This is a genomic window from Pseudomonas sp. 8(2025) (genome assembly GCF_052665325.1).
The window spans coordinates 154,952-175,393 of sequence record NZ_JBQOIE010000004.1 but is presented as its reverse complement, the minus strand read 5'-3'; the positions used below and the strand labels follow the sequence as shown (position 1 = coordinate 175,393).

Here is a 20,442-nt window from a genome sequence, read left to right as displayed (position 1 = left end):
GCCGCGGTGGTAGCCCAGGCGTACTTTTTGACCGGGTTTGCGCCCTTAGCGAGCAGTCGCTGAGGCGCCGTCTAGAAAGAGCAGTTCCAGTGTCTGTACAGACGTCGCGCTGGCTGCACGTCCACGGCGTTCGGCGTCGACAATGCCGTAGACCATGCTCAAGAACATTTCGGTAAACACCGCAGCGCTGATGTCGATGCGGAAGGCGCCTGCCTGTTGACCGCGCAGGAAGAAGGAATCCAAGGCATCGGCATACGCCCGCCAAGGTCGATGTGCCTCGCTGTCGTCGAAGGAGTCCGGACGATACTGGAAGAGCAAGAAGATCATCATCTCTCGATGCTTCAGGTGCTCGATGATCAGACGATGCAGGGCCATCACCGCGTCGCTGCTGTCCAGCTCGGCGTTGTCTATCACTTGAATGAGGACCTGTTCCCCATAGCTCTCCAGCATCGTCACCAGATTGTCACGGGTTCCACAGAACCGGTGCAGGGTCGCCTTGCTGACGCCTGCGGCCTGGGCCAATTCCTTCAAGGTAGCCCGAGGGTGGACAACTATTGCATCGGCCAACGCTTTGAGTAGACGCTCGTCGGTTATCGGAAGGTGCATCCCTATATTCCACACAGCCAATTGTGCCGTCATTGTGAAGGAAACGTGTACAGATGGCACCCATCTGATCACCTACTGATTCAATTAAGGCTTTAGGGTCGCTTTGGCGTCACCCGAGTTGCTCATGCATCCGTGAACATTCGCAGGTCGTTCCCGATTGCAGGATCACCACTCAGCAGCCAGCACGCCGCTGCACCCTGTGAGCCCGATACCGGGTTCGACCTGTGGGGTTCGCTTAGCGCAGGGACCTCAATCGCCGCCACAAGGTGGTCCGGCTGATGCCTAGGCGACGGGCCGCTTCGTCGAGATTGCCTTGGCAACTGTCCAGCGTCTGTTGTACGTGGCGTAGCTGGGCAGCCTTGCCGATCGTATGCAGGTCTGCTTCGCGTGGAGCAGGCTTGCGGGCAGGGGACACAGGCCTGTCTTCGCACAGTTCAGGTAGCACGCGAGCTAGATAGTGCTCGTTCAATCCACGCTCGCCCACTAGCTCGCGGGCCGAGAGCATCGCGCGTTCGATCACGTTTTCCAGTTCCCGAACGTTGCCCGGCCATGAATAGCGCTCCAGGTACGGCAACAGGGCAGCCGGTATGTCCGCAGCGGCCGCAGGCTGCCCCTGAACCAGTAGACGTTGGCTGATGCCCTGGCAAATCAGCGCGATATCTTCCGGCCGGTCACGCAACGCAGTGGTCTGCAAGCGCAGAATGTTGAGCCGGTAATACAGGTCTGTCCGAAATTCGCCCTGCTCCATGGCTGCACGCAGGTCCCGGTGAGTGGCGGCGATGATGCGCAAGTCAATGGCAATGGGTTCGGTGCCACCCAGCCGGAGTACCTCCCGCTCCTGCAGCACACGAAGCAAGCGTGTCTGCAGCGATACCGGCATGTCGCCAATTTCGTCCAGAAACAGTGTGCCGCGGTGTGCGGCCTCAAGCAGCCCGGGCTTGCCACCTTTGCGCGAACCGCTGAAGGCACCTTCCTCGTAGCCGAACAGTTCGCTTTCCAGTAGCGACTCTGGAAGAGCCGCGCAGTTGATGGCCACGAAGGGCCCTTGCCGGCGAGGGCTCTCGTTATGAATGCCCTGGGCCAGCAGTTCCTTGCCGGTGCCGCTTTCACCGGTGATCAGGATGGTCGAATGGCTGGCGGCGAAACGCTTGGCCATTTGCAGCATTTCGCGGTTGGCGGCGCTGTTGCCGTGCAGCTGTTCGAGCCGGTAGCGGGCGGTGAATGCGCCTGGACGGCGAGTGGAGCGAATGCGCTGATCCGCCCGTTGCACGGCGGTGGTGTCCTGGCAGGTGAGCACAAGACCGGTACGCTGACCGTTTTCAAGGATGGGCAGCAGGTTGCTGACCACCGCATGCGAGCCCAGTCGAATGACCCGGTTCTCCTCGCCGCCGCCATCCCGCAACGCCTGCTGTAAATCCAGTTCCGGGCACAGTTGCTGCAGTGGTCGGCCCAGCGCTTCGCTGAGCGGTAACTCCAGCAGGTGGGCTAGGGCAGGGTTGAGCGACTGCACCAGCCCTTGGTTGTCGACCGCTGCCACGCCGGTGGGAATGTGTTGCAACACAGCGTTCAGGTGCTGTCGCTTGGCAATTTCGATGCGCTGACTGTCCAGGATGCCCAGGGCTTCCTCAAGTGCTCTGCGTACGGTGCCCTCGCTCAGCGACAGCACGCCGTGCAGTCCTGCCTGTTCCGCCAGTTCCACCACCGACGATGAGCCAATGATGCTGCGGCACCCCAGTTGGGCTGCCCGCTCGACCGCATGGCGGGCTTGCTCCAGTGTGGAGTAGGCGGCCTGGTGAACAGGCACGGTGAACAGCGCTGCCATGGCCGCAAGGTTGCGATCAATGCGGTTGTAGCTGAGCAAAGCGACCTGTGAGGTGTGCTCGCGTGCTTGGCCCAGCGCCCGCAGCAGATCGTCGCCTCCCACATGCATTGTCAATACCGGGCGCGTCAGGTGCTTGCGCAGGTAGGCGGCAGTGGCCCCGGCGCAGACAAATACGTCGACTTCATCGCGCTGTTCCAGTTCGCGAGCGGTCGGCAACGCTTCAGCCACTGAGGTGTCAAGCACCTCGATGCGGGTATCGAGATAGTCCGCAGCCAGTCCGGTCACGACATTGGCGAGGCGGCTGCGTTGCCGGGGACGCTGCAAATGGCTGATCAGCACGACGACCCGCGAAGTGGGAGATTCCATGACGAAGCCTTTCATTGGTGAAATGTTTCGATATTGAATGAAATTGTTTCTTTTATGCAATCCGCCAGAAGCCCACTGTCCCTTTCAACAAGCTGAAGGCCAGGTATGGCGAGGCTTTCAGTAGGTTCTTGAAGGGTTGGCCCGGTCATTGCTCTACCGTCTTGCCCACTCAAAAACGAAGGCAGGATTCATAGATTCATGACCCGTTCCCCTACGACTTTTCCGGCCAGCGATGCGTTCGTGGCCGCGACCCAAGACCAACGCTTGGTCGACTTCATCCGTGAGCGCGCCTTGGCGACCCGCGTCGTCATAAAGGCTCGCAAACGCCTGAGCGGTGGCGCCATCCAGGAAAACTGGCTGTTCGAGCTGCTGATCGAGGGAGGCCCCTGGGAGGGCGCGCGGAACTGGGTGTTGCGCAGCGATGCGCTCTCGGCACTGCCGGCCAGCCTCAATCGAGCGCAAGAGTTCGCCGTGCTTCAGGTGGTCCACGAGGCCGGTGTGAAAGTGCCGCGGCCGCTCTGGCTATGCCGCGATACCCACGTTTATGGTCGGGTTTTTTTCCTGATGGAATACAGGCCCGGCGTAGCAGCCGGGCGCCTGCTCAGTGCCGGTGCCGGGGCTCATGGACAGGCGCGGCTGGCAACGCAGCTCGGCGCCAACTTGGCGCGTGTGCATCAAGTGCGTCCGCCCTGCGCGGCGCTGGACTTTTTGCCAATACCGCAGGATGCACCCGCCCTGGCCACTGTTAACGCCTATCGCGATTACCTCGATACGCTCGCCGAGGCTTATCCGGTACTGGAGTGGGGGTTGCGCTGGTGCGAGCTGCATGCACCGCGCACCCGCGCCCTGTGCCTGCTTCATCGCGACTACCGTACTGGCAACTATCTGGCCAGTGAGCGAGGGCTGGAAGCCGTGTTGGACTGGGAGTTCAGTGGTTGGGGCGACCCTTGCGAGGACCTCGGCTGGTTTACCGCTCGCTGCTGGCGTTTTACGCGCCCCGACCTTGAAGCCGGCGGCATCGGGCTGCTACAGGACTTTCTAGGTGGCTATAACGATGTGTCCTCTGTACGTATCGAGCCGCGCCAACTGCACTTTTGGCAGGTCATGGCGACCTTGCGTTGGGCAGTGATCGCCTTGCAGCAGGGCCAGCGCCACCTGTCCGGTGAAGAGCCTTCCCTCGAATTGGCGCTGACCGCACGCCTGCTGCCGGAGCTGGAACTCGACATCCTGAACATGACGGGAGCAGAGGCACCATGACCCAGCCATATGCCCATGAACTCCTCGAGATCGCCCGCCAGACCTTGCTTGAGCAGGTGCTGCCGGCACTGGCCAGTGAGCTGCGCTACCCGACGCTGATGATCGCCAATGCCATGGCCATCGCCGCTCGCGAAAGTCGCCTGCAAGCGCATACCGGCAGCCAGGAGGAGGCGTACCTGGCCGCCCTGGTCGACGGGGCGGGTGCGCCCTTGCACGAAATCCGCCGTCAATTGGCCCGCGACATTCGCCAGGGACGCCATGACGATCCGCAACGCCGGCGCACACTGGTAGACGCCTTGCGGCAAGTGACCCTCGCTCGGTTAGCGATCAGCAATCCCAAGGCCATGCCCTGAGCGCGGCGACACCTACCTTTTCCCCCGGACCGACCAGAGTCAAGAAGGACAGACATGAATTTCACCCTGCCGGAAGAACTGCTTGCATTGCAGGCCAAGACCCGCGATTTCATCGCCGAACAGGTCATCCCGTTCGAAAACGACCCCCGCCAGGATGCCCATGGCCCCAGCGACGCCCTGCGTCGAGAGCTGCAGGCCCGCGCACAGTCGGCGGGCCTGCTGACGCCTCACGCCAGTCTTGAAATGGGTGGCCTGGGCTTGAGCCATGCCGCCAAGGCCATCGTCTTCGAAGAGGCCGGTTATTCGCCTCTGGGACCCGTTGCACTGAACATCCACGCCCCGGACGAAGGCAATATCCACTTGATGGATGTGGTGGCCACCGAAGCACAAAAAGACCGCTGGCTGCGACCGTTGGTGCAGGGGCGGGTGCGCTCATGTTTCGCCATGACCGAACCGGCGCCGGGCTCGGGCTCCGATCCGTCGATGCTGCTCACTACCGCCACTCGCGATGGTGACGATTACCTGATCAATGGTCGCAAGTGGCTGATCACTGGAGCTGATGGGGCGGGGTTCGCCATCATCATGGCGCGCATGGAGGACGGTACGGCGACCATGTTCCTGTCCGACATGCAGCGTGACGAGATCATTCACGAGCGCCAGCTCAATACGCTGGACAGCTGCTTCACCGGTGGCCACGGGCAATTGCGCTTCGACAACCTGCGGGTGCCGGCAAGCGATGTGCTGGGCGAGATCGGCAAGGGGTTCCGTTATGCCCAGGTGCGCCTGGCGCCAGCGCGACTGACTCATTGCATGCGCTGGCTTGGGGCCGCGCGACGTGCCCACGACATCGCCTGCGACCATGCGCGCACCCGCGATGCATTCGGCAAGCCGTTGGGCGAGCACCAGGGGGTCGGCTTCATGCTCGCCGACAACATGATGGACCTGCATGTAGTGCGCCTGGCGGTCTGGCACTGTGCCTGGGTGCTCGACCAGGGCCAGCGTGGCAATGTCGATTCGAGCATGGCCAAGGTCATCAGCTCGGAAGCGCTGTGGCGGGTGGTCGATCGTTGCGTGCAGGTCCTGGGGGGACGCGGGGTGACCGGGGATACCGTGGTCGAGCGGATCTTTCGCGACATCCGTCCATTTCGCATCTACGACGGTCCGAGCGAAGTGCACCGCATGAGCCTGGCGAAGAAACTCCTCGACCAGCGCCTGGGAGCCCACTGATGCAGCCGAACCTTGCCGGACTGTTTGCCTTGGATGGGCGCCGCGCCCTGGTGACCGGCGCTTCCAGCGGCCTTGGACGACATTTCGCCATGACCCTGGCCGCGGCGGGTGCCGAGGTAGTGGTGACCGCCCGGCGCCAGGCGCCGTTGCAGAGCCTGGTCGAATCCATCGAGCTGGCCGGTGGTCGCGCCCGGGCCTTTGCCCTCGATGTGACCTGTCGTGAGGATGTGTGCCGGGTGCTCGACGCCACGGGCCCGCTGGATGTGCTGGTCAACAACGCAGGGGTGAGCGACAGCCAGCCCCTGCTCGATTGCGACGATGAAAGCTGGGACCGCGTGCTGGACACTAACCTCAAGGGCGCCTGGGCGGTGGCCCAGGAAAGCGCCCGGCGCATGGTCGCCGCGGGGCAGGGCGGCAGCCTGATCAATGTCACCTCGATCCTCGCCAACCGCGTGGCCGGCGCCGTCGGTCCCTATCTCGCGGCCAAGGCGGGCCTGGCGCACCTGACCCGCGCCATGGCCCTGGAACTGGCGCGCCATGGCATCCGTGTGAACGCCCTGGCGCCAGGGTACGTGATGACCGATCTGAACGAGGCATTCCTGGCCAGCGAGGCCGGGGAGAAGCTGCGCTCGCGTATCCCCAGCCGGCGCTTCAGCCAGCCGTCGGACCTCGATGGCGCCTTGCTGCTCCTGGCCAGCGATGCCGGGCGGGCCATGAGCGGCGCCGAGATCGTCGTCGATGGCGGCCATCTGTGCAGTAGCCTGTAAAGCGCCCGGCGCAAGAACAACAAGAAACAGGAGAGGTGTATGTACATTCAATGCCTGGGCAACATAGCGATGGGGTGCCGGTCATGATGACCCCGACCTTTGAGCATGAGCTTGCCCCCAACGAAGCCAACCATGTGCCGCTGTCGCCGCTGTCGTTCCTCAAGCGTGCTGCCCAGGTGTACCCGGAGCGCGACGCGGTGGTGTATGGCGGCCGGCGCTACAGCTACCGCCAACTGCACCAGCGCAGCCGTGCCCTGGCCAGCGCCCTGGAACGGGTCGGCGTGCAGCCGGGCGAGCGGGTGGCGATCTTGGCGCCGAACATCCCCGAGATGCTCGAGGCGCACTATGGCGTGCCCGGTGCCGGTGCGGTGCTGGTATGCATCAATATCCGCCTGGATGCGCGCAGCATTGCCTTCATCCTGCGCCATTGCGCGGCCAAGGTGCTGATCTGCGACCGCGAGTTCGGCGCGGTGGCCCGCCAGGCGCTGGCGATACTCGATGCGCCGCCGCTGCTGGTGGGTATCGACGATGCCCAGGCCGAGGATTTCGACCTGGCCCACGACCTCGACTACGAGAGTTTCCTGGCCCAGGGCGATCCCAACCGAGCGTTGAGTGCGCCGCAGAACGAATGGCAATCGATCGCCATCAACTACACCTCCGGCACCACAGGCGATCCCAAGGGCGTGGTCCTGCATCACCGCGGTGCCTACCTCAATGCCTGCGCCGGGGCGCTGGTCTTCCAGTTCGGGCCGCGCAGCGTCTACCTGTGGACCCTGCCGATGTTCCATTGCAATGGCTGGAGCCATACCTGGGCGGTGACCCTTTCAGGCGGCACCCATGTGTGCCTGCGCAAGGTCCAGCCCGAGGCGATCCATGCCGCCATCGCCGAGCATGCGGTGACCCACCTGAGCGCAGCCCCGGTGGTGATGTCGATGCTGATTCACGCCGGGCATGCCGAGGAGCCTGCCAGGCCGGTGTCGGTCATCACCGGTGGCGCGGCGCCGCCCAGCGCGGTGATCGCTGCCATGGAAGCGCGCGGCTTCAGCATCACCCACGCTTACGGCATGACCGAAAGCTACGGCCCCAGCACCCTGTGCCTGTGGCAACCGGGCGTCGATGAACTGCCTCTGGAGTCCCGCGCCCGGTTCATGAGCCGCCAGGGTGTCGCCCACCCGATGCTCGAGGAAGCCACGGTGCTGGATACCGACACCGGTCACCCGGTCCCGGCCGACGGATCCACCCTGGGCGAGCTGGTGGTGCGCGGCAACACAGTGATGAAAGGCTACCTGGACAACCCGGACGCGACCCGCAGCGCGCTGGCCAACGGCTGGCTGCACACCGGCGATCTGGCCGTGCTGCATCCGGACGGTTATGTGGAAATCAAGGACCGGGCCAAGGACATCATCATTTCCGGCGGCGAGAACATCAGCTCGCTGGAGATCGAGGAGGTGCTCTACCAGCATCCCGAGGTGGTCGAGGCCGCCGTGGTGGCGCGCCCCGATGCACACTGGGGCGAAACCCCGCATGCTTTCGTCACCCTGCGCGCCGACGCCCAGGCCAGCGTCACGGCTGGCGACCTGATCCGCTGGTGCCGAGAGCGGCTGGCGCACTTCAAGGCGCCGCGCCATGTCTCGCTGGTGGAGCTGCCCAAGACCGCCACCGGTAAGATCCAGAAGTTTGTCCTGCGTGAGTGGGCCCGGCAACAGGAGGCCCAGGCCACCGGCGCCGAACACTGATCGAGCCGCAGCACCTGCACATCCCATAACAACAAGTACATTGCCCGAGGTGCCCCATGTCCAGCCTGTTATACGAGCGTGTTCGCGCCAGTGCCCGGTTCCAGCAACTGGTGGCGCGCAGAAACCGTTTTACCCTGAGCCTGTTCCTGCTGATCCTGGCCACGTTCTATGGCTACATCGCGTTGGTGTCGTTCTGGCCCGAGCTGATTGCCAGGCGCCTGGCCCAAGGGTCGAACATGACCGTCGGCGTCGCTGCCGGCGCCTTCCTGTTCGTGTTCTTCTGTGCGTTGTCGGTGCTGTATGTGTATCGGGCCAATGGTGAGTTCGATCGCCTGACCCAGGCGTTGGTCGCCGGGCTGGATGAGGAGGCGGGCGCATGAAGAAGCTATTGCCTCTGGCGTTGTTGCTGCACTCTGGCCTGCTGCTGGCGTCGCCCGCGTTGGACGTGGGCCAGCGTCAGCCCCTCAACCTGCATGCCATCGGCATGTTCATGGTGTTCGTGCTCTTGACCTTGTGCATTACATGGTGGGCGGCGCGGCGCACCCGCTCGACGGCAGATTTCTACAGCGCCGGCGGCGGTATCCTGGGCTGGCAGAATGGCCTGGCGCTGGCCGGTGACTATATGTCCGCCTCGACACTGTTGGGGATCACCGCACTCATCTATACCTCCGGCATGGATGGCTACATCTACCTCATTGCTTTCTTCGCGGGCTGGCCGGTGTTGTTGCTGTTGATGACCGAGCGGCTGCGCAACCTGGGCCGCTTCACCTTCGCCGACATCACCTCGTACCGCCTCGACCAAGGCAAGGTGCGCACCATGGCCGCCATCGGTTCGCTGACCGTGGTGTGTTTCTACCTGGTGGCGCAGATGGTCGGGGCCGGGCAACTGATCAGGCTGCTGTTTGGCCTGGACTACCACATCGCCTTGGTGATCGTCGGCGCGCTGATGATGCTGTATGTCACCTTTGGCGGCATGGTGGCGACCACCTGGGTACAGATCATCAAGGCGTTCCTGCTGCTGGTCGGCGGTTCACTGGTACTGTTTCTGGCGATGCGCGAGTTCGACTTCAGCTATGACACGCTGGTCACCCAGGCCATGGATACCCATGCCCTGGGTGAACGCCTGCTGGCGCCTGGCAGCTTGCTGGCCGACCCATTGACAGCACTGTCGCTGAGCCTGGGGCTGGTATTCGGAACGGCCGGACTGCCCCATATCCTGATGCGGTTCTTCACCGTCAGCGATGCCCGGGAGGCACGAAAATCCGTGCTCTATGCCACCGGGTTCATCGGTTACTTCTTCAATGTCATTTTCCTGCTGGGCTTGGCGTCGATCGTGATCGTCAGCCAGCAGCCACAGTTCTTCGAGGGTGGACAGGTGGGTGGCAAGCTGCTGGGCGGGGGCAACATGGTGGTCATGCACCTGGCCCAGGCGGTCGGCGGCAACCTGTTGCTGGGCTTTTTGTCGGCAGTGACCTTCGCCACCATCCTGGCCGTGGTTTCAGGCCTGGCCCTGGCCGGGGCATCCGCGATAGCCCACGACCTGTATGCGCGGGTAATAATGAAGGGATCGGCCAGCGAGGCCCAGGAGTTGCGGGTGACCAAGCTGGCCACCCTGGGCCTTGGGTTGGTGGCGATAGTCCTGGGCATTGTGTTCGAAAATATCAACGTTGCCTTCATGGTCGCGCTGGCCTTTGGCATCGCCGCCTCGGCCAACTTCCCGGTGCTGTTCCTCTCGATGTTCTGGTCGGGGCTGACCACGCGTGGCGCGTTGGCCGGTGGCTACGTAGGGTTGCTCAGTGCCATGGGGTTTGTGGTGTTTTCCAAGCTGGTATGGGTGGATGTCTTGCACTTCGCCGAGCCGCTGTTCCCCTATGCCCAGCCTGCGCTGTTTTCCATGCCGCTGGCGTTTTTGATGGCATATGCCGTTTCCCGGCTGGACCGCACTGCGCGGGCCAAGGCGGAAAGGGCGGCCTTCGCCGATCAGTTCGTACGGGGCCAGACAGGCCTTGGTGCCAGCGGTGCAATGGATCATTGAGTCACAAGCGGTCGCTGGCGGATGAGTGCCAGCGGCCGCGTGACACCTCGCTAGTAACCTCTGAAGATATCCCCAATGCTGATAGTCGGATGCCCCTTGTGTTGCGCCGTCCCTTGGTGGACGAGGGTCGGCCTTGGGGCAAGAAGGACACCCAGGAAACTGGCCAGCGTCAAGACGGCCAGTAGAAAACCAAATCGGCGCATATGATCCTCCAGCAATTTTTATGATTGTTGTCGTCGGGTTCGATCCAAGAGGCCTGTAACCGCGCGGTCATGCCTCTTTTGCGGCGCCGTGCTCGCGAGCGAACACCTGGGTGGTGGCCGCGATTTTCTGGATCGCCATAGCCCAATGATTCCGCGCGTTGCACGACCTGACACACGGCGTCGAACACTGGCGTCCAGGCACGTTGTGCATGCATGGATTCAGCAATGTGCGCAAACACGCCCGCATGCACATCAAGCCTCGCCTGATCGCCCGCGAAATCCTGCACTTCGAGCCGGCGTACCGCTTCCTCGAGTGTATCAGTGATGAAGAAGGGTGACGTGTCGAGCAGGAGTCGGGCTGTTCTCGAAACAGGCGTGCCAAACCGATCGCTTGCGCCCACGGCCTAGAAAAATACAACCATCGCGGCAAATGCATGGGCGTGGAGCACGGTTGCAAAGGCGAATGCTTGTTCCCAGGGAAGGAACACCGTATGGCCGGCGAGTACTTCAAGTAGCGCCCGATGCTGCTCGAAGGCCTCAGATAAGCTTGCGTCATGATTGTCCCCATCGCCCCGAGTCCGACTACGGACACATCAAAGTCGGAGCAGGTTTCATTTTGTTCGTCCACAGTCAAACCCTCATGATGAGTGCCTCACGTGATCCATGACGTTATCCGCATCGCCAACGGGTGCAGTCTGTGCGTCGCCCACAGGTGAGAAGCTGGCGTGCGCCATGTGTACCGGCACATGGCGCCCGACAGAACCCTGCAGCTACTGGCTCAGCGCTGCCGCGACCGACTCGCCGAACGCTTTCAAGCCTTCCTCGAGCTGCTCGGTCGGCGTGTTCACGGGTGGCATCAGCTTGATGATCTCGCCGTTCGGCCCGCAGCGGTCCACCAGCACTCCCGCCTGCAGCACGCGCTGTTGGGCATCCTTGGCCAATGCCACGTTGCCGCGGCCGAAATCGATACCGGCGATCATGCCGCGGCAGCGCGCGGAAGCGACCCCTGGAATCTCGGCGTAGCCTGCGACCGCGCGCTCCATGGCCGCGCAGTTGGCGGCCAGCAACGTCAGGAACTGCTCGTCGCGCCAATAGCCAAGGGCGATCTGGGCGGTAAGGAATGCCAACTGGTTGCCGCGGAACGTGCCGATGTGATCGCCTGGTTCCCAGACGTCCAGCCCGGCACCGATCAATACGATCGCCATGGGCAAGCCATAGCCACCGATCGATTTGGCGCAGGTGATCAGGTCAGGGACCACCCCGGAGCGCTCGAAACCGAAGAAATCACCGGTACGGCCGCAGCCGGCCTGGATCTCGTCGCAGATGAGCAGCACCCCGTGGGCACGGGTCCATTGGCGCAAGGCCTGCAGCCACTGGTTGGAGGCGGGGTAGACGCCGGCCTGGATCTGCACCGACTCGACGATCACCGCCGCCGGCAGCTGCGAACCACTGCCTTGGTCGTTGGCCATGCGCTGGAGGAAACCAATGCTGTCGAATTCGCCGTAAGGGCTGTTTTCGTACGGCACGAACACCACATCGCTGGACAGCCCGGGACCTCGACGATTGCGGTTTCCGGTGACCGCCAGGGCCCCGGCGGTCATACCGTGGTAAGCACCGTAGAACGATACGACTTTGGTGCGGCCCGTCGCCTTGCGCGCCAGCTTCAACGCGGCCTCGACGGCATCGGCACCGGTCGGGCCGGTGAATTGAACCTTGTAGTCCCAGCCGCGCGGCGCGAACAGGTCACGCTCGATCGACTCCAGGAACCGCCGCTTGGTACTGGTGTGCAGGTCCAGAGCGTGGGTCACGCCATTGGCCGAAAGGTATTCAATCAACGCATCGCGCATGCGCGGATCGTTGTGCCCATAGTTCAAGGCGCCGGCGCCGGCGAAGAAGTCCAGGTAGTCGCGACCGTCTTCGGCGTGGATCTTGCTGCCTTGGGCGGTATCGAAAACCAGGGGCAGGTCACGACAGTACATCCGCACGTTGGATTCGAGTCTTTCAAACGTCTCGATAGTATTCATACATAGCCTCTTGGCTGTATCTGGGCGAGGGGCAGGGCTGTGAGCCCTGGTCTTTAAGGCGCGTGACTTCTCTTAGTGCTTGAACATCACATGTCGCACCACGGTGTAGTCTTCCAGGCCGTACATGGAGAGGTCCTTGCCGTACCCGGACAGCTTCACGCCGCCGTGGGGCATTTCGCTCACCAGCATGAAATGGGTGTTGATCCAGGTGCAGCCATACTGGAGGCGAGCGGCCAGTCGATGGGCTCGACCGACATCCGAGGTCCACACCGATGAGGCCAGGCCGTAGTCAGACTCGTTGGCCCATGCCAGGGCCTGCGCTTCATCTTCAAACTCCGAAACGGTCACCACCGGGCCAAAGATTTCGCGGCGCACCACCTCGTCATCCTGCCTGGCGCCGGCCAAGACCGTTGGCTCGTAGAAGAAGCCCGCACCCGGTACCGGTTTGCCGCCTGTGACAACCTCGATGTGCGCGAGCGCCTTGGCGCGCTTTACAAAACCTTCGACACGTTCAAAATGCTCCTGGGTGATCAGGGGCCCCATCTGCGTCGCCGGATCATCCTGAAGCCCGCATTTGATGCGGGACACCGACTCCCCGAGTTTGCGAACGAACTGCGCATAGACCGTCTTCTGTACATAGATGCGACACGCAGCGGTACAGTCCTGCCCGGCGTTGTAGAAGCCGAAGGCGCTGATACCTTCGACAGCGGCATCGATGTCGGCATCCTCGAAGATCAGTACAGGCGCTTTGCCGCCCAGTTCCATGTGCATGCGTTTCACGCTGTCGGCCGTGCTTTCGATGATGCGGCTGCCGGTACGAATGGAACCGGTGAGCGATACCATCCGCACCTGAGGATGGCTGGTCAGCGGTTCCCCCACCGAAGCGCCTCGCCCATGGACGATATTGACCACGCCAGCAGGCAAGATATCGGCGATCAGCTCTCCCAGTTTCAACGTGGTCAACGGGGTGTGTTCCGAGGGCTTTAGTACCACCGTGTTCCCGGCGGCCAACGCGGGCGCGAGTTTCCAGGCCGCCATCATCAACGGATAGTTCCATGGCGCAATGGACGCAACCACGCCCACCGGATCGCGACGGATCATCGATGTATGACCCGGCAGGTATTCGCCCGCCGCCGAACCTTGCAGGCAACGAACGGCGCCGGCAAAGAAGCGGAACACGTCCGAGACGGCCGGAAGCTCATCCTGCAGCACGGCCGCGAAGGGCTTGCCGCAGTTGTCCGCCTCAAGGCGAGCGAACACTTGCGCCTGCGTGTCGATTCGATCGGCAAGCTTGAGCAACAGCGCCGCACGATCTTTGGGGGGCGTTTGTGACCACGTCTCGTAAGCCGCGCTTGCGCTCTGGACCGCGGCGTGAACTTGAGAGCTGCTAGCCTCGGTGGTTTGCACCAGGACGCTGCCCAGGGAGGGGTTGTATACGGCCAGGCTTTCGCCTTCGCCAGCCACGAGGACACCATTGATCAGAAGGTTGGTTTGCATATCGATTCTCGCCATTGCACGGCAAGCCCAGGGGCTTGCCTTGTGGTTATTGTCAGAGCGTTCGATTGAAGGGCGATCGCTACACCAGGGCATCCGCTATAGGGCTGCGGAAGAAGCCGGTACGGCAGGTGAGATAAACGGCGCCTATGCCAAGCCAGCCACAGCCCATGATCAGTGCGTCCTTATCCAGGCTGGCGAGCATCCAGCCGGCCGTGATCAGGCCAATGAGCGGGAAGATCACGCCTCGAAAAAATCCGGCGCCATCTCTGACGCGCGCATCGAAGGTGAGCCGCAAAGCGCAAAGATTGACCGCAGTAAAGGCGAGAAAGGCGCCGAAGTTCACCAGGGACGTCGCGGTGGCGATCGTCAGTCCAAAACCTACAGTGCCGAAGGCACCGCAGAGCAGGATGTTGAAGGCGGGCGTCTTGTAGCGCGGGTGCAACGCGCCGAACAACGTGCGGGGCAGTTGGTTATCCCGACCGAGGGCGTACAGCAGTCGACCCACGCTCGCCTGGAAGGACATGCCCGCGGCGAAGTGGGCGATGATGATGCCGGCCAATACGATCGCGAAGAACAGATCCCCGCCGATCATCCGGGCGATCTCGAATGCCGCGCCATCCACATTCACAAACTCGGGGGAGGGATGCACCAGGTACATGAAGTACGAGGAGCCGACGTACACCGTTCCACCGATCACGGCGACCAGCAGAATGGCGCGTGGAATCGTCCGGCTCGGATCCCTGGTTTCCTCACTGAGCGTGGACAATGCGTCGAAGCCCAGAAAGGAATAGGCAGCAATGGCAGCACCGGCCATGGTCGTGGCGAACGGCACTTCCTGGTTGAAGAACGGCTTGGCCGATAGCAACCCGCCAGGGCCGTTGGCAAGAGTGATGTAATGCCAGCAGAGACCGATGAATACGGCGATGATGGCAAGTTGCACCAGCATCAACAGGACGTTGAAGCGGTTCGCCACCTGGATGCCCAGGATATTGAGCAGCGTCGTGCTGATAATGAAGCCCAGGATCCATACCCACTGCGGCACATCGGGAAAAGCCATGTTGAGATAGCTGGCGCCGAGTAGCCAGATCAACATCGGAATGAAGAAGTAGTCGAGCAGGGCGGCCCAGCCCACCATGAACCCGACATTCGCATTCAACATCTTGCGGGTATAGGTGTAGGCCGAACCGGCTGCCGGGAACACCCTGACCAGGCGACCGTAGCTCAAGGCGGTGAAAATGACGCCGATCGCCGCGATCCCATAGGACATTGCCGTGGTGTTCTGGCTTGCTTGCGAAATGACGCCATAGGTGCCGAAGACGATCAACGGGGCAAGGAAGGCCAACCCGAAAAGCACAACGGAAAACGGGCCGAGGGTGCGCTTCAAAGAAGCGCTCGGGATTGATTCGCTCATGACTGACCCCCCTCACTCTACGAAGCTGTAAGCAGCGGCGATGATTTCGCGGTAGGTCTGCACTGTCATTTCCTTGGCATTGCTGGGGTCGGAAAAGTTCTTCTTCGACTTTTCCGCAATCGCCTGGAAGTCTTCTTCGCGCACCCCCTTGACCTCGGCGAAGCGTGGAATACCCAGGTCTTTGCTCATCTGGAACAAGTGGTCGACCGCAGCCGTGGCGGCATCGACAGGCGAAAGGCGGGGGTCGATTCCCAGCGCGTAGGCAACCTGAGCATGCCGTGCAATATCGGCATCTCGATTGTGACCGAAGACAAAGGGCAGGAAGATCGCGTTGCCCACGCCATGGGGGGTGTCGTACATGCCCCCGATGGCTTCGGAAATGCAATGCACACTGCCTACATCGGCGTTACCGAATGCCATGCCGGCAATCAAGCTGGCGATCAGCATCTGCTCGCGAGCTTCCAGGTTGCCCGGCTCTTTTACCGCAGGCTTGAGGTGCTGGCTGATAAGGCGAATGGCATGCAGCGCCAGGGCGTCGCTGATCGGGTTCGAGACGCGACAGGTAAAGGCTTCGATGGCATGGGTCAGAGCATCCATGCCAGTTGCGGCGGCAACTGCCGACGGTAGTGTGGCGGTAATGTGCGAGTCGAGCAGGGCGAGCACCGGGCCGATTCGATAATCCAGCACGTTCATTTTGAAATGCCGTGCGGTGTCGGTAATTACCGAGAAACACGTCACCTCGCTACCAGTGCCCGAAGTGGTCGGGATCGCCACGATTGGCGGTATCGCCTGCTTGAGTGTGAATGAGCCCTCGTAATCCTCGATCCTGCCTTCATGGGTGAGAAGCAGACTGATGGCTTTGGCTGCATCCATGGCGCTGCCGCCGCCCACGGCCAGGAGACCGTCGATTCCCTTGCCCCGGTACCTCTGCGCCGCTTGGTTGATATCTTCGCTGCGAGGGTTTGCCTTGATGTCCGAGAGTTCATCGAATGAAATTCCGGATTTTTCCAGGCTGGCATAGATGCTGGACAACAGACCTGCGGCCTTAACTCCGGCGTCCGTCACAATCAGAATGCGTTTCAAACCGAGCTCATGCAGATGTTCGCCAGTGCGCTCACACAGGCCTGGCTCCATCACAACTTTGGTGGGGAGTAAGAACTTGAATTCCATACATACCTCTTGCCTTTGCGGCTTAGTTGTCATTGTTAAAAGGGCAGTGAAGGAGCATCCGCGCCAGGCTCTGGTTGCAGCCCAAGCGTGCGATGTGTGGCTCGACGGTTCCGAGCAAGCCGTTTTTGTTGTTAGTTCTGTTCAAACTTGAACACGGCACTACGCTGCAACTAGGCAGGTTCAAGTTTCATTGTGTAAAAAGAGGGGCGATAAACAGCACGCCCCTAAAAGTGAGCATTGGTTTCTAGCCTAAATGTCCTGCCAAGAGAGACAGCAGCGTGCCCGACAGGCAGGACGGAAAGTCATGTCCCATCCCCGGTAGCAGCACTAAGTGAGCCCCGGGGATCGCTGCGGCCGTGGCGAAGCCTCCGCTCGTGGCAACCATGAGGTCTTTATCGCCATGGATGACAAGCGTGGGACAGCGAATTTTCCGCAGATCTTGAGTGCGGTCGCCCGAGTTGATGATGGCGCCAATCTGCCTGACAACTCCAAGGTTGCCTGCTTCTCCCCCCCCGCGGTCCCAAGCCTCCCTGGCATAATTACGCAGGGCTTGTTCATTCCACTCAAGCCTCGACCCTATGAGACGCATGATGTCTACATAGTCGCGAACACTTTCCTGTTGATTTCTCGGGGGGCGGCGCAGCGTCTGCAAGATCGCCCTGAGCGAGGGTTGGCCTACTCGTAGTGAGCCCGTCGTCGAGAAAATAGAGGTGAGGGTCTCTATGCGTTCAGGGAAGCGGGCGGCCAGGATCTGGGCGATCATGCCTCCCATCGACATCCCGATTACACCCACCTTCTGTAGCTGCAAGCCGTCCATGAGACCGATCACATCATTGGCCATGTCACCCAGGTCGTAACCCGGCGTCGGCTTGCGGAAGAACTGCTGCATGACCGTTGGCGGCGTGACCTGGGTATAGAAAGACCGCCCCGAATCCCGATTGTCCAGCGTGATGACACGCAAGCCCATTTCCACCAAACCACTGATGATCGGCTGCGGCCAGTAGGTCAATTGCAATCCGAGGCCCACGACGAGAATGACTGCCGGGGCTGTTTCAGATCCGTAGCTTCGATAGCAGAGGAGGCGCTTGTCGGGCAACTCAAAGAACCGATCGGCACTCATTGCCCACTACCCTGTGCCTGCAGTTCGGCGCCGTGGTGCAGTGGGGCAGCGGTGACTGAGGTGAACGTGAGACAGTTCTCTGCAACCTTTCCACGGCGCAACAACTTCACATCGCGAAAGTAGTCCATCGACATGACCCACGGTTCGCTGGGGCCTTGGCGGGGCATGCCATCCAGAGCGCGTTGTACGTATCCAGCGCCAAAGTCCAGCAGGGGGCGAGTTTCAACGCCATCTGGCGCTTTGGGCTCGCACACGTTGTAGCCCTGTTCGTCCATGAAGCCCAGCAAGCGACAAAAATGATCGCACAGCAGGCACACTTTCAGCGTCCAGGAGGAGTTGGTGTAACCCACGGCAAAAGCAAAATTGGGAACACCGGACAACATCGTGCCTTTGTAGGCCAGGGTCTCGTTCAGTACTACTGGTACGCCGTCTTTGTGCAGGGTAATGCCACCGAAGAGCTGAACATTCAGCCCGGTAGCGGTGATGATGATATCGGCCTTCAACTCCTTGCCAGATTTGAGCAAAACCCCCGACTTGGTAAACCGCTCGATATGGTCGGTGACGACAGAGGCTTTACCCGCACTGATCGCCTTGAACAAATCCCCCTCAGGAACGGAGCACAATCGCTGGTCCCAGGGGTTGTAGGGCGGGTTGAAATGCACATCGACAGGGTAGTCCTTGGGCAACTCTTTCTTGGTCAGCCATAGGAGCAGCTTGCGCGCAAGTTTGGGGAAGCGTTGACAGAATCCCCAGAAAGCCAGAGTGATCTTGGCGTTCTTGTAGCGGACCAGCGAGTAGGCTGTTTGTGCCGGCAAGACCTTGCGCAGAAATGCCGCAATGGAGTCAGTTGCAGGCTGATTGATGATGTAGGACGGGGTGCGTTGCAGCATGGTGATACTGGCAACTTTGTCAGCCATGGCCGGAATCAAGGTGACTGCCGTTGCTCCGCTGCCAATCACGATGACATGCTTATCCCTGTAATCCAGATACTCCGGCCAGTGTTGCGGATGAATGATCTCCCCCTTGAACTGCTCTGTGCCTTCAAAGCGCGGGGTGAATCCTTCGTCATAACGATAGTAGCCGCCCGCGCTGAACAACCAGCGGCATTCAATGGTGCGGGGCTCTCTCGTATTACGGTCCATGATCGTGACCGTCCAGAGTCCTTTCTGGCTATCCCAGTTCGCGGATACAACCTTCTGCCGGTACTGGATGGTTTTCTCCAGCCGATATTCCTCGATGGTTTCGTTCAGGTACTCAAGGATGTCAGCCGCGTCGGCCAACGATTTGTCTTTGGTCCAGGGCTTGAAGTCGAAACCGAAAGTAAACAGGTCGGAATCAGAGCGAATGCCGGGATAACGGAACAAGTCCCATGTACCGCCCGCTCGCTCACGTGACTCCAGGATCGCAAAAGTTTTGTGAGGCTGATCGCGCCGCAAATAAACCGCTGCGCCGATACCCGATACACCTGCTCCGATGATCAAAACATCCAGAGGCTCAACCGGAAGTACAGTGTGGGAAGACATGTCGCCCCCTAGTATTGTGTTATAGAGTCTTGTTCTTTTGACTTGATCGCCCGACCAAGATAGAGCCAGCCGTTTTTCCGGGCAAGGTGCAAAACGCCCTTCATTCAGGGAGATTTTGAGCGTTTTGCACACCCGTATAGGGGCGTTGCGCAAATGTGGCGTTTCCGCCGCTGATTAAAAGGGCGGTTCATAGGTAGCGCCGCGCCTACCCCTTATTTGGAGGTAGAACAAACGCCCGTACTCCATAAGGGAGGGCTTTGGGCCTTTCTTTCTCTTTGGCGGCCAGACCTGGCACGCCCAGGTCTGGGGGCGCGGCACCTAAGCGCAGAACGGCTTAAAAGGAGCGATGCGCGCGCCAAGTTTGCTGCGCGGCGATAAGACTCGTGGGCTTGAAGAAAGAAACCGCAGGTTGATGGGTTCGGATGGCAGCCCGGCAAGGCAGCGTTGGAAATGCACTGCCTTGAGGCGTTGAAGGGGGGATGTTCAACTTCGATTCAATAACTGGCGACCAGTAGTCTTACAGCGCGGCAGGCGGCTTCTGTCTCGGCCTCCAAGCGCTCCAAATCTCCGTGGGCTGACCATGCGAGCAGCAATCCGTCAAACAAGCTGATGAGTAAGCGGCTGACGGTGGTCAGCGCGGTCTTGTTCAGTGCAGGAAACGCAACGGCTGAAATGTTCTGCTCAACAGCTTCGATAGACACGGCATAGATCTTGGCCGCCATTGCTGGATTGTTACGCAGATTCCAGAAAAACAGCTCGAACTGGGTGGCGGCCAAGTCCGGGTGGGCAGTGAACCAGTTGACCAGCTGACGCAAGATTTCCGCGGCGCATTCTGCTGCACCTGCTCCTGTCGGCATGGGGGCCAACGACCGTTGCGGCATGTTTATCAGGGACTCGTAAACGGCGTAGAACAGATCGTCCTTTGTATGAAATACATAGTGCAGCGAGGCAAGCGGCGACTTCGCTTGAGCCGCTATACGCCGGGTGGTTGCATTGGCTACGCCGTGCTCGGCAATCACCTTGACGGTGGCTTCAATGAAGTCTTGTTTGCGCTGTTCAGCGCCCATCCGAGCCATGTAGACCATCTCCTTTCACGGTGTTGACGCCAGTCACCTGGCTAGGCGTCGAAAAGCGTGGATGCTAACGCATGGTCGCTTTGCAATCCATGAGTCGGCATCAATGGCCATCAGACCGTCGCGTCGCCCACCGGAGTGGTGCCTGAATTGCGCACTCAACGCCAATAGATACTGCCCAATCGCCGCCCACTGCAATGTGGTGATTCGAAACAAACTTACATTGCAAGTGGGTCGTTAGGTATCACGCCT

At 61.0% G+C, this 20,442-nt stretch carries 17 protein-coding genes; 8 read left to right on the top strand and 9 right to left on the bottom strand.

Annotation, left to right across the window (positions count from 1 at the left end; genetic code table 11):
- Nucleotides 1-45 precede the first annotated feature (45 nt).
- Complete coding sequence (locus ACUXVH_RS10520; RefSeq protein ID WP_047286486.1) at nucleotides 46-606, bottom strand: TetR/AcrR family transcriptional regulator; 561 nt, start codon at nucleotides 604-606, stop codon at nucleotides 46-48.
- Between the two features lie 235 nt (nucleotides 607-841).
- Nucleotides 842-2,794: a sigma-54-dependent Fis family transcriptional regulator gene (locus ACUXVH_RS10515; protein ID WP_047286513.1), complete on the bottom strand. Its 1,953-nt coding sequence runs from the start codon at nucleotides 2,792-2,794 to the stop codon at nucleotides 842-844.
- Between the two features lie 198 nt (nucleotides 2,795-2,992).
- Here ACUXVH_RS10515 and ACUXVH_RS10510 point away from each other — a divergent pair, with 198 nt between their 5' ends.
- The 8 genes from ACUXVH_RS10510 to ACUXVH_RS10475 all read left to right on the top strand — a co-directional run bounded on the left by ACUXVH_RS10510 (nucleotide 2,993) and on the right by ACUXVH_RS10475 (nucleotide 10,710).
- A complete protein-coding gene (locus tag ACUXVH_RS10510; RefSeq protein ID WP_445494759.1) occupies nucleotides 2,993-4,051 on the top strand; it encodes a phosphotransferase family protein in 1,059 nt (352 codons plus the stop codon).
- Entirely contained in the window at nucleotides 4,048-4,404 is a 357-nt protein-coding gene (locus ACUXVH_RS10505) for a DUF6285 domain-containing protein (RefSeq protein WP_445494757.1), read from the top strand. The genes ACUXVH_RS10510 and ACUXVH_RS10505 overlap by 4 nt, the downstream gene beginning before the upstream one ends.
- Before the next feature lie 54 nt (nucleotides 4,405-4,458).
- Nucleotides 4,459-5,631 carry an acyl-CoA dehydrogenase family protein gene (locus ACUXVH_RS10500; RefSeq protein ID WP_445494755.1) on the top strand — a complete coding sequence of 391 codons (1,173 nt, stop codon included), beginning with the start codon at nucleotides 4,459-4,461 and terminating at the stop codon, nucleotides 5,629-5,631.
- Complete coding sequence (locus ACUXVH_RS10495; RefSeq protein WP_047286490.1) at nucleotides 5,631-6,398, top strand: SDR family NAD(P)-dependent oxidoreductase; 768 nt, start codon at nucleotides 5,631-5,633, stop codon at nucleotides 6,396-6,398. Before ACUXVH_RS10500 ends, ACUXVH_RS10495 begins: the two co-directional genes overlap by 1 nt.
- A 50-nt stretch (nucleotides 6,399-6,448) precedes the next feature.
- On the top strand, nucleotides 6,449-8,134 hold the full coding sequence (locus ACUXVH_RS10490; protein ID WP_241774845.1) for a long-chain-fatty-acid--CoA ligase: 1,686 nt from the start codon (nucleotides 6,449-6,451) through the stop codon (nucleotides 8,132-8,134).
- A 56-nt stretch (nucleotides 8,135-8,190) separates the two neighbouring features.
- A complete protein-coding gene (locus ACUXVH_RS10485) occupies nucleotides 8,191-8,514 on the top strand; it encodes a DUF485 domain-containing protein (protein WP_047286491.1) in 324 nt (107 codons plus the stop codon).
- Nucleotides 8,511-10,169 (top strand): cation acetate symporter, encoded by a 1,659-nt coding sequence (locus ACUXVH_RS10480; RefSeq protein WP_445494751.1) that lies wholly within the window; start codon nucleotides 8,511-8,513, stop codon nucleotides 10,167-10,169. Before ACUXVH_RS10485 ends, ACUXVH_RS10480 begins: the two co-directional genes overlap by 4 nt.
- 412 nt (nucleotides 10,170-10,581) lie before the next feature.
- Entirely contained in the window at nucleotides 10,582-10,710 is a 129-nt protein-coding gene (locus ACUXVH_RS10475; RefSeq protein ID WP_445494749.1) for a hypothetical protein, read from the top strand.
- A gap of 432 nt (nucleotides 10,711-11,142) precedes the next feature.
- On the opposite strand, the gene ACUXVH_RS10470 is transcribed toward ACUXVH_RS10475, so the two are convergent.
- The 7 genes from ACUXVH_RS10470 to ACUXVH_RS10440 form a co-directional block, all read right to left on the bottom strand.
- A complete protein-coding gene (locus tag ACUXVH_RS10470) occupies nucleotides 11,143-12,396 on the bottom strand; it encodes a diaminobutyrate--2-oxoglutarate transaminase (protein ID WP_047286494.1) in 1,254 nt (417 codons plus the stop codon).
- A gap of 72 nt (nucleotides 12,397-12,468) precedes the next feature.
- Nucleotides 12,469-13,893: a gamma-aminobutyraldehyde dehydrogenase gene (locus tag ACUXVH_RS10465; protein WP_445494747.1), complete on the bottom strand. Its 1,425-nt coding sequence runs from the start codon at nucleotides 13,891-13,893 to the stop codon at nucleotides 12,469-12,471.
- Nucleotides 13,894-13,972: 79 nt separating this feature from the next.
- The gene (locus tag ACUXVH_RS10460; RefSeq protein ID WP_047286496.1) at nucleotides 13,973-15,304 is read right to left on the bottom strand and encodes an APC family permease; all 1,332 of its coding nucleotides are present in this window, start codon (nucleotides 15,302-15,304) and stop codon (nucleotides 13,973-13,975) included.
- Nucleotides 15,305-15,316: 12 nt separating this feature from the next.
- Nucleotides 15,317-16,474 (bottom strand): iron-containing alcohol dehydrogenase, encoded by a 1,158-nt coding sequence (locus ACUXVH_RS10455; protein WP_047286497.1) that lies wholly within the window; start codon nucleotides 16,472-16,474, stop codon nucleotides 15,317-15,319.
- 244 nt (nucleotides 16,475-16,718) lie between these two features.
- The gene (locus ACUXVH_RS10450; protein ID WP_445494744.1) at nucleotides 16,719-17,594 is read right to left on the bottom strand and encodes an alpha/beta fold hydrolase; all 876 of its coding nucleotides are present in this window, start codon (nucleotides 17,592-17,594) and stop codon (nucleotides 16,719-16,721) included.
- A complete protein-coding gene (locus ACUXVH_RS10445; protein ID WP_047286501.1) occupies nucleotides 17,591-19,117 on the bottom strand; it encodes a flavin-containing monooxygenase in 1,527 nt (508 codons plus the stop codon). Before ACUXVH_RS10445 ends, ACUXVH_RS10450 begins: the two co-directional genes overlap by 4 nt.
- Nucleotides 19,118-19,611: 494 nt before the next feature.
- The gene (locus ACUXVH_RS10440) at nucleotides 19,612-20,193 is read right to left on the bottom strand and encodes a TetR/AcrR family transcriptional regulator (RefSeq protein ID WP_047286517.1); all 582 of its coding nucleotides are present in this window, start codon (nucleotides 20,191-20,193) and stop codon (nucleotides 19,612-19,614) included.
- Nucleotides 20,194-20,442: the final 249 nt, after the last annotated feature.

Bases quoted from the DNA above. Each gene is read 5' to 3' on its own strand.
- ACUXVH_RS10460 (WP_047286496.1), bottom strand. From the start codon at position 15,304: ATGAGCGAATCAATCCCGAGCGCTTCTTTGAAGCGCACCCTCGGCCCG.
- ACUXVH_RS10455 (WP_047286497.1), bottom strand. From the start codon at position 16,474: ATGGAATTCAAGTTCTTACTCCCCACCAAAGTTGTGATGGAGCCAGGC.
- ACUXVH_RS10520 (WP_047286486.1), bottom strand. From the start codon at position 606: ATGCACCTTCCGATAACCGACGAGCGTCTACTCAAAGCGTTGGCCGAT.
- ACUXVH_RS10475 (WP_445494749.1), top strand. From the start codon at position 10,582: ATGCATGGATTCAGCAATGTGCGCAAACACGCCCGCATGCACATCAAG.
- ACUXVH_RS10480 (WP_445494751.1), top strand. From the start codon at position 8,511: ATGAAGAAGCTATTGCCTCTGGCGTTGTTGCTGCACTCTGGCCTGCTG.
- ACUXVH_RS10490 (WP_241774845.1), top strand. From the start codon at position 6,449: ATGCCTGGGCAACATAGCGATGGGGTGCCGGTCATGATGACCCCGACC.
- ACUXVH_RS10510 (WP_445494759.1), top strand. From the start codon at position 2,993: ATGACCCGTTCCCCTACGACTTTTCCGGCCAGCGATGCGTTCGTGGCC.
- ACUXVH_RS10505 (WP_445494757.1), top strand. From the start codon at position 4,048: ATGACCCAGCCATATGCCCATGAACTCCTCGAGATCGCCCGCCAGACC.
- ACUXVH_RS10515 (WP_047286513.1), bottom strand. From the start codon at position 2,794: ATGGAATCTCCCACTTCGCGGGTCGTCGTGCTGATCAGCCATTTGCAG.
- ACUXVH_RS10450 (WP_445494744.1), bottom strand. From the start codon at position 17,594: ATGAGTGCCGATCGGTTCTTTGAGTTGCCCGACAAGCGCCTCCTCTGC.
- ACUXVH_RS10440 (WP_047286517.1), bottom strand. From the start codon at position 20,193: ATGGCTCGGATGGGCGCTGAACAGCGCAAACAAGACTTCATTGAAGCC.
- ACUXVH_RS10485 (WP_047286491.1), top strand. From the start codon at position 8,191: ATGTCCAGCCTGTTATACGAGCGTGTTCGCGCCAGTGCCCGGTTCCAG.
- ACUXVH_RS10465 (WP_445494747.1), bottom strand. From the start codon at position 13,893: ATGCAAACCAACCTTCTGATCAATGGTGTCCTCGTGGCTGGCGAAGGC.
- ACUXVH_RS10470 (WP_047286494.1), bottom strand. From the start codon at position 12,396: ATGAATACTATCGAGACGTTTGAAAGACTCGAATCCAACGTGCGGATG.
- ACUXVH_RS10495 (WP_047286490.1), top strand. From the start codon at position 5,631: ATGCAGCCGAACCTTGCCGGACTGTTTGCCTTGGATGGGCGCCGCGCC.
- ACUXVH_RS10500 (WP_445494755.1), top strand. From the start codon at position 4,459: ATGAATTTCACCCTGCCGGAAGAACTGCTTGCATTGCAGGCCAAGACC.
- ACUXVH_RS10445 (WP_047286501.1), bottom strand. From the start codon at position 19,117: ATGTCTTCCCACACTGTACTTCCGGTTGAGCCTCTGGATGTTTTGATC.